The organism is Flagellimonas sp. ABD4_174 (assembly GCF_056160185.1).
The window spans coordinates 261061-273810 of record NZ_JBSWWP010000001.1 but is presented as its reverse complement, the minus strand read 5'-3'; the positions used below and the strand labels follow the sequence as shown (position 1 = coordinate 273810).

The 12750-nt window shown below is 41.6% G+C and carries 15 protein-coding genes; 4 read left to right on the top strand and 11 right to left on the bottom strand.

Annotated features, from left to right (window positions below; all coding sequences use genetic code 11):
- Positions 1-10 precede the first annotated feature (10 nt).
- From ACXAFK_RS01195 to hemA, 9 genes are read right to left on the bottom strand one after another with little or no spacing between them, the layout of a single operon-like run.
- Positions 11-376, bottom strand: a complete 366-nt coding sequence (locus tag ACXAFK_RS01195) for a four helix bundle protein (protein WP_474956531.1) — start codon at positions 374-376, stop codon at positions 11-13.
- A gap of 29 nt (positions 377-405) precedes the next feature.
- Complete coding sequence (locus ACXAFK_RS01190) at positions 406-1194, bottom strand: PhzF family phenazine biosynthesis protein (RefSeq protein WP_474956530.1); 789 nt, start codon at positions 1192-1194, stop codon at positions 406-408.
- A gap of 22 nt (positions 1195-1216) precedes the next feature.
- The gene (hemF, locus tag ACXAFK_RS01185) at positions 1217-2119 is read right to left on the bottom strand and encodes an oxygen-dependent coproporphyrinogen oxidase (protein ID WP_474956529.1); all 903 of its coding nucleotides are present in this window, start codon (positions 2117-2119) and stop codon (positions 1217-1219) included.
- Positions 2109-2642, bottom strand: a complete 534-nt coding sequence (locus ACXAFK_RS01180; RefSeq protein ID WP_474956528.1) for a GNAT family N-acetyltransferase — start codon at positions 2640-2642, stop codon at positions 2109-2111. The genes hemF and ACXAFK_RS01180 overlap by 11 nt, the downstream gene beginning before the upstream one ends.
- Before the next feature lie 6 nt (positions 2643-2648).
- Positions 2649-3134, bottom strand: a complete 486-nt coding sequence (locus tag ACXAFK_RS01175; RefSeq protein WP_474956527.1) for a DUF6973 domain-containing protein — start codon at positions 3132-3134, stop codon at positions 2649-2651.
- The gene (gene hemE / locus ACXAFK_RS01170) at positions 3131-4156 is read right to left on the bottom strand and encodes a uroporphyrinogen decarboxylase (protein WP_474956526.1); all 1026 of its coding nucleotides are present in this window, start codon (positions 4154-4156) and stop codon (positions 3131-3133) included. Before hemE ends, ACXAFK_RS01175 begins: the two co-directional genes overlap by 4 nt.
- Complete coding sequence (locus ACXAFK_RS01165; protein WP_252081095.1) at positions 4153-4815, bottom strand: uroporphyrinogen-III synthase; 663 nt, start codon at positions 4813-4815, stop codon at positions 4153-4155. The genes hemE and ACXAFK_RS01165 overlap by 4 nt, the downstream gene beginning before the upstream one ends.
- A complete protein-coding gene (gene hemC / locus ACXAFK_RS01160; protein WP_474956525.1) occupies positions 4793-5719 on the bottom strand; it encodes a hydroxymethylbilane synthase in 927 nt (308 codons plus the stop codon). Before hemC ends, ACXAFK_RS01165 begins: the two co-directional genes overlap by 23 nt.
- Complete coding sequence (hemA, locus tag ACXAFK_RS01155; protein ID WP_474956524.1) at positions 5716-6972, bottom strand: glutamyl-tRNA reductase; 1257 nt, start codon at positions 6970-6972, stop codon at positions 5716-5718. The genes hemC and hemA overlap by 4 nt, the downstream gene beginning before the upstream one ends.
- Before the next feature lie 198 nt (positions 6973-7170).
- Between hemA and ACXAFK_RS01150 the strand changes: the two genes are divergently transcribed.
- Positions 7171-8061: a helix-turn-helix domain-containing protein gene (locus tag ACXAFK_RS01150; protein ID WP_474956523.1), complete on the top strand. Its 891-nt coding sequence runs from the start codon at positions 7171-7173 to the stop codon at positions 8059-8061.
- Positions 8062-8071: 10 nt separating this feature from the next.
- Positions 8072-8830 (top strand): ThuA domain-containing protein, encoded by a 759-nt coding sequence (locus ACXAFK_RS01145; RefSeq protein WP_474956522.1) that lies wholly within the window; start codon positions 8072-8074, stop codon positions 8828-8830.
- Here ACXAFK_RS01145 and ACXAFK_RS01140 read toward each other — a convergent pair.
- On the bottom strand, positions 8816-9667 hold the full coding sequence (locus ACXAFK_RS01140; RefSeq protein WP_474956521.1) for an N-acetylmuramoyl-L-alanine amidase-like domain-containing protein: 852 nt from the start codon (positions 9665-9667) through the stop codon (positions 8816-8818). The two genes, ACXAFK_RS01145 and ACXAFK_RS01140, sit on opposite strands and share 15 nt — an antisense overlap.
- Positions 9667-10731 (bottom strand): mechanosensitive ion channel family protein, encoded by a 1065-nt coding sequence (locus ACXAFK_RS01135; RefSeq protein ID WP_252081090.1) that lies wholly within the window; start codon positions 10729-10731, stop codon positions 9667-9669. Before ACXAFK_RS01135 ends, ACXAFK_RS01140 begins: the two co-directional genes overlap by 1 nt.
- 146 nt (positions 10732-10877) lie before the next feature.
- Between ACXAFK_RS01135 and hemH the strand changes: the two genes are divergently transcribed.
- Positions 10878-11924, top strand: a complete 1047-nt coding sequence (hemH, locus tag ACXAFK_RS01130) for a ferrochelatase (RefSeq protein ID WP_474956520.1) — start codon at positions 10878-10880, stop codon at positions 11922-11924.
- Between the two features lie 19 nt (positions 11925-11943).
- Positions 11944-12735: a DUF3050 domain-containing protein gene (locus ACXAFK_RS01125; protein WP_474956519.1), complete on the top strand. Its 792-nt coding sequence runs from the start codon at positions 11944-11946 to the stop codon at positions 12733-12735.
- The last annotated feature ends 15 nt before the right edge of the window (positions 12736-12750 follow it).

Below are 12750 nucleotides of genomic sequence, written 5' to 3'. Positions count from 1 at the left end.
GCTATATTATTTAAGTTCTTATTGATTTTTTTATCGTCTTGATCAAGGATGCAAGCATTTTCTTGATTTCGTCTATTTCTGAAATAATGTTTTTAGATGTTTCTGATTCTATATATCCTAAGTCAGAAGCCAGCAGCAAAAGATAATCCAATTCGTGAGCAGAACCTGAAGCGATGTATAAATATCTAATAAATTCTTTTTGAGTTTCCCTACCACAACCCTCTGCTATATTGGTAGGGATGGATACGGAGGCTCTATTCATTTGGGAAATTAAATTGTATTCTTCCGATTTTGGGAAGTTCTTGGTAAGTCCATATACGCTTAAAACGAGTCGATGTGACCTTTCCCATACTTTATAATTTTTATAGTTTACCATAGCTTAAACTTATAGCTTATGACTTAGCCCTAAATATCTATTTCTCCTTCCAGATAAGGTACTGCTTTGCCAGAAATTTTAACCCTATCCTCTAAATATTCGCAAACCAGGTCTCCACCTCTTTTGGATAGCTGCTTTGCCGTCATTTTGGTCCGGTCCAATTCTTTGGACCAATAGGGCGTTAAGGAGGTATGTGCCGAACCGGTAACCGGATCTTCGGGTATACCGCAGGAAGGGGCAAAAAACCGCGATACAAAATCCACTTCGGTGCCCGGTGCGGTAACAATAACTCCTCTGGCATCCACTTGATCTAAAAGGAAAAAGTTGGGCTCAATTTTTTCAATCTCTTTTTGAGAACTGTAGACAAGCATGTAATCGGTTTTACCCTTAAAGGTTTTGATGGGGGACTTACCCAAAGCTTGATCGATCTCGTCAATATTTTTGATCGCAACAAGAATATCTGCCGGAAAATCCATTGTTAACCAGCCATTATCAGCTTTGGCAACAGTAAGTCCTCCGCTACGATGCGAGAAAAACCGAACGGTATCCATATCTAAATTATAAAAATGAAACAATACGAAGGCCGTAGCCAAGGTGGCATGGCCACATAGGTCCACTTCCAGCTCTGGAGTAAACCAGCGTATTTCGTAGGTGTCATCTTTTTTAACGGCAAATGCGGTCTCGGCCAAATTATTTTCCCGAGCTATGTTTTGCATCAGTTCTGGACTCAACCAGGCATCCAATATGCAAACGGCGGCAGGGTTGCCGGCAAAAGTCTGGTTGGCAAATGCATCAATTTGATAAATTTTCTGTCTCATGGCTTGTTTTTACGACTACATATTACACCCATTCTTTTGGGTATTGGAGTACTTCTATCAATTTTGCTTCGGCACTGTTCTTTTCTGGATGGTGATCGTACCTCCATTGTACATGAGGTGGCAGACTCATCAAAATACTTTCTATTCTGCCATTGGTGCGCAACCCAAAGAGCGTGCCCTTATCGTGCACCAAATTGAACTCCACATAGCGTCCTCTCCGAATCTCCTGCCAATCGCGTTGTGCTTGGGAGTACGGCAATTCCTTTCTTTTTTCGACAATAGGAACATAGGCCCCCAAAAAGCTGTCCCCGACCTCGGTTACAAAATTGTACCAATCTTCCATACTGGTTTCTTTGGATGCTTTGCAATAATCGAAGAACAATCCACCAACCCCACGGGCTTCGTTCCGATGGGCATTCCAGAAGTAGTTGTCGCACTTCTTTTTATAGTCGGGATAGAAATCCGGATTATGGGCATCGCAGGCTTTTTTACAGACTGAATGAAAATGAATGGCATCTTCATCGAACAGGTAGTAGGGAGTAAGATCTTGTCCGCCTCCGAACCATTGATCCACAATGTTACCTTCCTTGTCGTACATTTCAAAATAGCGCCAGTTAGCATGCACCGTGGGCACCATTGGATTTTTTGGATGAATCACCAAACTCAGTCCGCAGGCGAAAAAATCCACATCTTCCACTCCAAAGTAGTTTTGCATACTCTTGGGCAACGGGCCATGTACTTTTGAAATATTTACGCCGCCTTTTTCGAACACTGCTCCGTTTTCGATTACCCGTGTTCTGCCGCCACCACCTTCTTCGCGCTCCCAAAAATCCTGTTGAAATGTAGCTGAACCATCCAACTCTTCCAATTTATGGGTGATGGTATCCTGTAGTTTTTGAATGTATTCGTAAAATTTATCCTTCATAATATAATTCGTAAAGTTCCATATCGAGAAAATCTTCGTTGGGCGGTCGATATGCTTTTTGGATTGTTTTTTTCCATTGAAAACCGCATTTTAGAGCAACCCCAATGCTTCCTCGATTAGTTTTATGCGCTATAATTTTAAGGCTTTTTAAATCTATTTTATCAAAAGCAAAATCTATTGCTTGTTTTATGCAAGAACTGGTGATGCCCTTACCATGGTAATCACTGTCCAAACAATAAGCAAGTTCTCCCTCTCCGATGTTGTGATCAATATTTTTTAGTATGACCAAGCCGAGTATGCTTTGGTCGTTATTCTTTCTTATGGCAAAGGTGAATTCCTCTTTCTTAGCAATTTCTTGGTCTTTTTTTTCAATGTAATTTCGAGAATCGAGCACTGAAAGGTTTTGTTGTAGGGTGTTTGGGAAGAAACGTTCAAATATCTCCCGGTTCGATCGCATTAAAAGAGATAAGCTTTCTGCATCGTCCGGTTTAAGATAATCTATTTGAAAAGCTGTATTCATCATAACTTATCAAAGAATATGTACCATTTGGTATTTATAATTGGAAAGTTTTGACGTTTCATTTATTTTGATGGACTCACCGGTCATTTCTTTCAACTTGGCTACAACCTCGGTCTCCACCTTATCGGCATTTTGCCTATAAATAAACCTACCTACCTCATTATTGTGCAAATCCATTTGTTTTGGCAATTTTTTGTTTGGAAACGAATCCTCGTGCCAATCGGTTACCCTTTTTGCCCATTGTGTTGCCGATTCTTCGTTTCTGCTCCAGGCAAAACATCTTTTGGCAATCAAATAATTCCATAGTGCATGCCTAAATGCGTTCGCCGGACCATGTTTATGGTGCAGTTTACCAAAGTACTTGCTCGAAATGGCCAAGCAATCCTTTGTTGCTCTTATAGTCGGGAGTATAAAGAGAGGCTTGCTCAAACCAATACCGATAACCTTTAGGAGATTCTTTACATCTAACCGTTTCAGTATCGCAAAAAGCTTCACCCTTTATACTCCTTAACCGCTTCTATAAAAGCTTGGGCATTCTCGATAGGAATGTTGGGCAAAATACCATGGCCCAGGTTTACAATGTATTTGTCCTTGCCAAAATCACGGATCATCTGTGTCACCATTTCCTTGATTTTTTCTGGGGGTGAAAGTAATCTTGCTGGATCAAAATTACCTTGAAGCGTGATGTTTCCTCCTGTTAAGTATCTGGCATTTTGCGCAGAACAGGTCCAATCGACCCCAACTGCGGACGCACCTGAATTGGCCATCTCTTTTAATGCAAACCAACAGCCTTTACCAAATACAATTACTGGGGCCTCATCTTTTAATGCATCCACTATTTGTTGGATATATTTCCATGAAAACTCTTGATAATCCACGGGCGAAAGCATTCCTCCCCAAGAATCGAAAACCTGTATGGCATTAACACCAGCTTTAACCTTTGCTTTAAGGTAAGCAATGGTGGTATCGGTTATTTTTTGAAGCAGTTCGTGGGCAGCCTTTGGCTGGGTAAAGCAGAAACCACGAGCCTTGTCGAAACTTTTGCTCCCTTGCCCTTCCACACAATAGCAAAGAATGGTCCAAGGAGAGCCTGCAAATCCGATCAAAGGAATTTCATCATTTAATTTCTCCTTTGTCATTTCAATTGCGTCCATTACATACCCAAGCGAGTCATGAACATCGGGAACAACCACATGGTCCAAATCCTTTTGCGAACGGATCGGATTGGGAAGATACGGTCCAAAGTTGGGCTTCATTTGCACCTCGATGTCCATAGCTTGGGGTATTACCAAGATGTCACTGAACAATATGGCGGCATCCATGCCATAGCGCCGAATGGGCTGTACGGTTATTTCAGAAGCCAGTTCCGGTGTTTGGCAACGGGTAAAGAAATCGTATTTTTTCTTAAGTTCCATGAATTCTGGCAAATAGCGTCCCGCTTGTCGCATCATCCATACGGGTGGACGCTCAACGGTTTCTCCTTTTAAAGCCTTTAGGAACAAGTCGTTTTTTATCATAAGTTCTTATAGTAGTTAATCGCCTGTACCAACACATTTTCAACAGTCGGTTTGTTGGCTAAAATTATATTCTCTGAATGTTTTTTAGCTTCGGCAGCGGTGGTGTTTCCAATGCAGAACAACATGCTGTTGCCCAATTTGTTTTCCAACAAGTAACTTTGAATACCACTGGGGCTGTAAAAAAGAATACCATCGAAATTTCTATTGAAGGCCTTAGGGTTCGAGTGAGTCCGGTACACCATCATTTCTTTATACCGAATGTTATTTTTTTTAAAGGCATTGGGCAAATCATCCCTTCTTTTGTTCCCACATAAAAACAAAAAGGATTCACAGCGATATTTTTGTGCAATAACTTTTCCCAATTCTGAAGCATACTGCGTGGATTCCACGACCAATACTCCATTATCTTCCAAAAGCGATCGCGTTTTATCGCCTACGCAGAATGCACGAAACCCGGCCCTGTCCAATCCTTCGGTTTGCTTTATAAAAACCTTGACTGTATTCTGGCTGGTAAAAACGTAATTTTTGTGTTCCAAAGGTATCTTGTCTTCGAGAAACTCGATCGATAGCGCATTGTATTCCACCAATCCCAAGCCGGAATTTAGAAAAAGTTCTTTTTGTGACGGGCTTAATATTTTAGTGGACAGCACTGTTTTCATTTCTGATTTCCTGCATCAATTTATCACCGCCGTTTTTTAGCACTTCTTCCGCACACGCCTTGCCAAGGTTCTTTGCTTCGGACAGTTTCACCTCTTTTTTAATTTCAATCTTTTTTTTGCCGTCCAAAGAGAACACTACGCCTTTAAAATGCACTTTTTTATCCTTTATTTGGGCCAATGCTCCTATTGGGGCAGTGCATCCTCCTTCCAAAGTGCGCAAAAATTCACGCTCTATGGTTGTTGCCACTTCGGTTTCCGAATGGTTAAGATGGGCCAATGCCTGTTGGGTAAAGTCATCTTCCTGTTTGGCGACCACCAACATGGCACCTTGTGCGGGAGCGGGAACCATCCAATCCAATTGAATGGCGTCTTTGGGCAATAGTTTAATACGCTCCAATCCTGCTTGTGCGAAAATGGCACCTTGCCAGTTGTTCTCGATAAGTTTTAACAAGCGAGTGTTTACGTTTCCCCTAAGGTCCACCACTTTGTGGTCGGGGTATTTGTTCAACCATTGGGCTTTTCTGCGCAAACTGCCCGTGGCAATGGTCGCAGGTTGGTCCTGTTCCAAAAAACCAGAACCTTTATGTACCAGAATATCGTGGGTAACGGCGCGCTCAAGTACGGCCACTTGTACTATGCCTTTAGGGAGTTGGGTGGGTACATCCTTCATGGAATGTACAGCAATATCTATATCGCCCTTTAACAAGGCTACATCCAGTGTTTTGGTAAAAATACCGGTAACCCCCAACTCGTACAGAGGTTTGTCCAACACTTGGTCTCCCATGGATTTTGTGGGCACCAAAATGGTATCGTACCCTAGTGTTTCCAATTTATTTTGAACGGTAGTGGCTTGCCACAGCGCCAATTCGCTATCGCGGGTTCCAATGCGGATTATCTTGCTCATTTGGAATGTAGTTCTAGCTGAAATACTTTCTGGATAAGTTCCAGACTGTCCTCCGTATCCACTTCGTTGCTCTTTAAGTGATTGGCAAACTGTTTGGTAATTTTTTGTATGATCCTATCGGAGATGATTTCTGCTTGAATTTGGTCGAAACCTTCTATTTTTTTGGTCTGAAAATCGATTTCTTCGGTTTTCATTGTGTTCAGTTTGTCCTTAAGGGCATTGATTACCGGAGCAAACTTTCGCGTTTCCAACCATTTAAGGAAATCTTTTCTCACTTTCTCAATAATCGCTTCTGCCTTTGGGATAAATTCCTTTCTTTTGGCCAAAGTCTCATCGGTAATTTGCGACAGCTGATCCAAATGCACCAAGGTAACGTTCTCCAGCTCTTTTACATCGTCGGATACGTTTTTGGGTACGGACAGATCCAAAATCAATAAGGGCTTTTTAGTGTATACCAAAGCTTTCGAAACGGTTGGTAATTGGGCCCCTGTGGCCACAACAAGTATGTCGGCCTTTCGTATTTCGGACTGCAGATCTCCATAATCTTTTACCGTTAATTGAAACTTGCCTGCAACATCCTCTGCTTTTTCCCTGGTTCTGTTGATCAAGGTAATGTGGGAATTGTTGGAGTGTTTTACTAAATTTTCGCAGGTGTTCCGTCCAATCTTGCCAGTCCCGAAAAGTAAAATGTTCTTATTGGAAATATCATCCACATTATCCAGAATATATTTTACCGATGCAAATGCAACCGAGGTGGCCCCAGAAGATAGTTCAGTCTCGTTTTTAATGCGTTTGCTGGCCTGGATCACCGAATTGCACAAACGTTCCAAGAATGGATTGGCCATTTCCTGCTTTTTGGCACGGTAAAAACCTTGTTTGATCTGGCTGATGATTTCAAAATCACCCAAAATCTGACTGTCTAGACCTGTTCCTACTTTGAACATATGGGAAATCGCGTCATGGTTTTTATATACATAGGCCACTTCCTGGAATTCCTCCACAGTGCCTTTGGTCTCCTCACATAACAGCTTTATAAGTTGATAGGGGTGCTGTGCAAATCCATACAGTTCGGTCCTGTTGCACGTAGAAATGGCCAAAAGTCCATCGATGCCCATTTCCTTCGCCTTGCCCAATATATGATCAATGGCAGGAACATCCAGACTGAACTTTCCTCTAACCTCTGCATCCGCCTTCTTGTAACTCAACCCAATGGCGTAGAAGGAATTATGTTTTGAAATATGGTAGTTCCTCATAAAGGATATAAATCGCAGAACAAAATTAACAGGCTTATGTATCAAAAAATAACGGTAGCGGAACCAGATAGGCCACTACTATTTATTTTGTATTTTATTTTTGATAAAATTTACGTCAAGTATTGATATTATTGATAAATTTGATATTGCAGAACACAATTTAGAGCCATTCTAAATTAACAAAACATCTAAACCAAATTGAAAAACAACTTAAAAAATATCGCTAGCGGTTCCTATGATGAAATTTTAGTAGAGGACGGAATTTACATCTTAAAGATTCAGAACGACTCCAAGGACCCTAGACTTATTGAGCGCGAAATAGACAGCACGTACATCCAATTCCATTTTTGTTTAAAGGGGAGGTCCAAATTCAATTTTAATGAAGGGAACTACTATTTGGAAGTAAATGAGGAAAACTCGTTGCTCTTGTACAACACCCAAAAAGACCTACCCTTGGATCTGGTGGTCTCGCCTGGCTCTTGGCTGCTTTCCGTAGTTATGACGATAAGGAAGTTCCATTCCCTGTTTTCCGACGAAGCGGATTATATTCCTTTCTTAAGCGACGAAAACAAGGAGAAGAAATACTATTCTCAAGAAATGCTATCTCCGGCCACGGCCGTTGTCCTTAGCCAATTAATGAACTATAATTTGCATCCATCCATAAAAAAACTGTATTTAAAAGGCAAAGTGTACGAGTTGATCTCCCTGTACTTTAATAAAACCGAAGATGCCGATCTTGAACAATGCCCCTACTTGGCAGACGAGGACAATGTTCGCCGAATTCGAATGGCCAAGGAAATTATGATTTCCCGTATGGCTGAACCGCCAACACTTGCAGAACTCTCGCAAGAGGTTGGGTTAAGCCTTAAAAAACTAAAGGAAGGCTTTAAACAAATTTATGGAGACTCTGTTTTTGGCTTTTTGTTCGATTACAAAATGGAATATGCCCGTAAAATGTTGGAAACAGGAAAGCACAATGTAAACGAGGTGGGATTAAAAGTAGGGTACAGTACCGCTAGTCATTTTATTGCTTCTTTTAAAAAGAAGTTCGGCACAACACCTAAAAAATATTTAACTTCAAATGCCTAATTAAACCCTTATGAAAAAATTTGCGCTGTATTTACTCAGCTTCTGTTTCGCCCTTCATGTTTCGGCACAAGATATACCCGCTGAAAAAGAGAATACGCAAAAAATGCCCGATTTGGTTCTTGTTTTTACCAAAACTCAAGGATTTCGGCATAAATCCATAGAAAAAGGGGTGCAGACCTTTAGGGAATTGGGCAGACAAAATGGTTTTATTGCCTTGCAATCCGAATCCGGAGATGATTTTAATACCTTAAATCTTGATAATTACAAGCTAGTGGTTTTTTTGAACACAACCATGGATGTGCTGAACCATACTCAACAGCTTGCATTTGAGCAGTTTATTAAAGGAGGTGGTGCTTTTCTGGGTGTACATGCCGCTGCCGATACCGAGTATGATTGGGGTTGGTACGGTAAATTGGTAGGGGGCTATTTTGATTCCCATCCAAATGACCCTAATGTGAGAAAAGCTAAAATTGATGTGGTAAACAATATACACCCGTCCACTGCCCACTTGAAGGAAACTTGGATCAGAACAGATGAATGGTACAATTATAAAAATCTAAGTCCCGATGTTACCGTATTGCTCAATTTGGACGAGACCAGTTATGAAGGGGGCACCAATGGACCCGATCATCCAATTGCCTGGTTCCAAGAGTTTGATGGTGGCAGGGCCTTTTATACAGGGGGAGGCCATACGGACGATTCGTACAATGAGCCTATGTTCCGCCAGCATCTTTTGGGCGCTATCGAATGGTGTTTAAAAAGAGACTAAAGCAGGTCTGGCAACAATGATTCCTATATTGCTTTTGATGTTTTTGAGGTAATCCGCCAACGGCAACTTGGAAATCTCTACTTCACCATTCTTACTGGAAGCATGTAATAGATGCAACCTACCATCGGGTCTGTGCAATGCAATTCCGGTATGTGTTACATCCAATCCTTTTATAGATGTGGCCAAAGCAATAATGTCCCCGGATTTTATCAGGTGTTCCTTGCTTTCTATTTGGCCCTTTGGCAAATAACAAATTTCTTCTGTGGCCAGTGCCTTTTCCACCTCTAACATTGCTTCAAAATTCTCATCGCTGGCCAAAAAAGGGTACAGGTTACGATGGGTCCCCATAAAATTAATGGACTTTTCCAGTTTCTCGCCCCCTAATTCCTCGGTGATGTCCTTTACCAACCCCTTACGCTCGTTATTCCGAATCCATTCTGTAAAATAGTGTAAACGAGAAGGATACCCGTTTAAACTGCCGTTTCTATACCGAACAGTCTCCAGATTGTCCGTAAAGCTTTCAAAATCCTTTTGCCGGTTTTGCAGCATCAGGCTAAATGCCAATACATTTTCCACAAATGTTGTACAATCCAATCCGCCGAAGTTCACCACCAAAGTTTCCGTATCACCAACTTCGAGGGTTTTTTCCACATACGGAGTTCCAAGGAACGATCGGCCCACCTGTGCTATGGTGTCGCCCAAGTTGGCGCCTTTGGTTTGCATTAGGTCCAAAAGCTTAACTTCAAAAAGCGATTTGTCCTCTGGGGAACAGGTAATCTGTTGTGCATTTAACCCATATCCCAAAGTCAACAAAAGAGCGAGTATAGTTTGTTTCATCAATTTTCTTCATTTTTATGTTCAACCGTCAATCTTGTGGTTCTAGCAATACTTTCCGGGTAATTTTCTTGGAGGTAAACAATCAGTCTTTCCCTTAAATATACCCTGAGATCCCAGGCCGTGGACGAGTCTTTGGCACTGACCAAACATCGAATTTCCAAATAATTTGGTTTGGTATCGGTAACTTGTACTACGTTTACCTTACCGTCCCAAAGATCGGTATTGTTCAGGATTTTTGTTTGTTCTTCTCGAATTTTATCAAACGGAACATTATAATCCACATATAGAAAAACGGTTCCCATTAAATCGGCAGATGTTTTGGTCCAATTTTGGAAGGGCTGATTGATAAAGTAAGGCGTAGGCACGATCAAACGCCTTTTGTCCCAAATACTCACCACAACATACGTTAAAGTAATCTCTTCGATACGGCCCCATTCCCCTTCCACAATAACCACATCATCAAGTTTAATGGGTTGGGCAATGGCAATTTGGATGCCAGCCAAAATAGTACCGATAAACTGTTGTGCCGAAAACCCGATAATGATACCCGCCACTCCTGCAGAAGCAAAAATACTGATGCCCACCTCACGGATTTCTTCAAAACTCATCAATGCAAAACCAGTTGCAAGCAAGACAATGATAAAAATAAAAATACGCTCCAGAATTGTAAACTGTGTATAAACTTTACGTGCCTTTAAGTTATCGGCAACACCAATGTCGTAGTTTTTAATGATTACCGCTTTTATAATCTTTAACATGGCGATCATTGCCCACGCCATGGCAAAAATAAAAAGGATGGTGCTGGCCTTTCTAAACCAATATCCTGCATCCTCGAGGTTAAGGAGGTCACGTAATGCCTTCATCCTAAGGAGTACGGCAATAAAAATCAAAACCAATGGCGTAGCCAATCGTTTAAAAGAACTTTTGGGCAAAAGATATTTCGGATTCTTGCCCAATCGTTTCATCAGCGCTGCTGTACCCCAAAACAGGAGAACGAGCACCAGAAGGGCAGCGCCCAAGTAAATAAGCGACTCTTTGGAAACTGTATCATAAAAGGACTCCATACTTCAAAAATAAGACAGAATAATTCAAGGCAATCCCAAAGTCTAAACAAAATCGATATTCATTATTTCATCATAAGAAAGTTTTGTAAGCTACAAAAGGCGAAGTCCTCTTGGTGTTGTATTTTAGCTGCTCAAAACAAATAAGTGTGAAGAAAGGAGTTTTATTGGTCAATCTTGGGTCGCCGGACAGCCCAACAGCCAAAGATGTTAAGCCGTATTTGGATGAGTTTTTGATGGACGAACGGGTAATCGATGTAAATCCTGTTTTAAGGAATATTATAGTTCGAGGAATCATTCTGAATACTCGCCCAAAAAAATCCGCCGAAGCATATTCTAAAATTTGGTGGGACGAAGGTTCTCCTTTGATCATTATTTCGGAAAGGTTTGCAGAAAAGGTCCGTAATCAAATCGAATTACCGGTGGCATTGGGCATGAGGTACGGTTCCATGTCCATTAAAGAAGGGTTACAAGAATTGAAGGAGAAAGGGGTCGATGAGGTGTTCTTGGTGCCGCTGTACCCACATTATGCCATGTCTTCCTATGAAACGGTTGTTGTAAAAGCGCTGGAGGTGCAACAACAGGATTTCCCTGATATGCAAGTGACCACTCTACCGGCCTTTTACAGTAATCCAGATTACATCAAAATATTATCCAAAAGTATAGCGGAAGGTTTAAAGGGTTTCGATTACGACCATATCCTATTTTCCTATCACGGAATTCCGGAGAGGCATATCAGAAAATCAGACCCGACCAAGTTCCATTGCCAGCTGAACGGGCAGTGTTGCAAGACCAATTCCGTAGCGCACCATACCTGTTACCGCCACCAATGCTACGATACTACCGAACTGGTAAAGAAAGAGCTGAATTTGCCAGATGAAAAGGTGAGCACATCATTCCAATCTAGATTGGGCAGTGACCCTTGGCTGCAACCATTTACCGACAAGGAGTTTGAACGATTAGGGGAAGAAGGTATAAAAAAATTGGCCGTGATCACTCCTGCATTTGTGAGCGATTGCCTAGAAACTCTTGAGGAAATTGCCATGGAAGGCAAGGAACAGTTCCAAGAAGCAGGCGGTGGAGACTACATCCACATTCCATGCTTGAACGACCGCGACGACTGGGCCCAACTTATGGCCAAATGGATCAAAGCATGGGAAGTTAACGGTGCTTTGCCCGAAACCCATATCCGATAAGTTCGAAACCAAAGAGAATATGAAAATTGAAAATCTGGGGAAAGAACTTGAACCCCTTCGCAATACACTCAAAAATCACCTACTTTATACCCAATTGGATTCATTGGATGACATTAAAACCTTTATGGAAAGCCATGTGTATGCCGTTTGGGATTTTATGTCGCTCCTAAAAGCACTTCAGCGCAGCTTAACTTGTGTAGATTTGCCCTGGCAGCCACGCCCCAATACCGAGGTGGCTCGTTTCATCAACGAAATTGTTTTGGAGGAAGAAACGGACCGCAACGAGTTGGGAGAGCCTAAAAGTCATTTTGAAATGTACCTCGACGCCATGAAAGAGGTTGGTGCAGATACGGAGAAAGTGCAAGCAACTATTTCTTCGTTCAATAATTTGGATAAAATCTCCGATCAAATTAAAAAAGCTCAACTCAACCAAGCAGAAAAGGATTTTCTTCAATTTACTTTTGATGTTATCAGCACCCGACAACCGCATATAATTGCAGCAGCATTTACCTTTGGCCGGGAGGATTTAATTCCTGATATGTTCTTGAGCATTATTGAACAATCTGGCTCAAATGGGCCGAGCAGGTACAAAAAATTGGAATATTATCTTAAAAGGCACATAGAGCTGGATGGCGATGAGCACGGCCCTTTGGCCCTACGTATGATCAAATCCCTATGCGGTGCAGATGAGCAAAAATGGGACGATGTTAAGGTTTATAGCACCAAGGCATTAAAGGTGAGAATTGCGCTTTGGAATAACATTGCACAAACATTGGAAAAGAAAAAGAGCAAGTTGGTGGGAACCCTGTAGTTAAGCAACCAACAA

Coding starts and splice junctions, on each gene's coding strand:
- ACXAFK_RS01195 (WP_474956531.1), bottom strand. CDS start 376: ATGGTAAACTATAAAAATTATAAAGTATGGGAAAGGTCACATCGACTC.
- ACXAFK_RS01190 (WP_474956530.1), bottom strand. CDS start 1,194: ATGAGACAGAAAATTTATCAAATTGATGCATTTGCCAACCAGACTTTT.
- hemF (WP_474956529.1), bottom strand. CDS start 2,119: ATGAAGGATAAATTTTACGAATACATTCAAAAACTACAGGATACCATC.
- ACXAFK_RS01180 (WP_474956528.1), bottom strand. CDS start 2,642: ATGATGAATACAGCTTTTCAAATAGATTATCTTAAACCGGACGATGCA.
- hemE (WP_474956526.1), bottom strand. CDS start 4,156: ATGATAAAAAACGACTTGTTCCTAAAGGCTTTAAAAGGAGAAACCGTT.
- ACXAFK_RS01165 (WP_252081095.1), bottom strand. CDS start 4,815: ATGAAAACAGTGCTGTCCACTAAAATATTAAGCCCGTCACAAAAAGAA.
- hemC (WP_474956525.1), bottom strand. CDS start 5,719: ATGAGCAAGATAATCCGCATTGGAACCCGCGATAGCGAATTGGCGCTG.
- hemA (WP_474956524.1), bottom strand. CDS start 6,972: ATGAGGAACTACCATATTTCAAAACATAATTCCTTCTACGCCATTGGG.
- ACXAFK_RS01145 (WP_474956522.1), top strand. CDS start 8,072: ATGAAAAAATTTGCGCTGTATTTACTCAGCTTCTGTTTCGCCCTTCAT.
- ACXAFK_RS01140 (WP_474956521.1), bottom strand. CDS start 9,667: ATGAAACAAACTATACTCGCTCTTTTGTTGACTTTGGGATATGGGTTA.
- ACXAFK_RS01135 (WP_252081090.1), bottom strand. CDS start 10,731: ATGGAGTCCTTTTATGATACAGTTTCCAAAGAGTCGCTTATTTACTTG.
- ACXAFK_RS01125 (WP_474956519.1), top strand. CDS start 11,944: ATGAAAATTGAAAATCTGGGGAAAGAACTTGAACCCCTTCGCAATACA.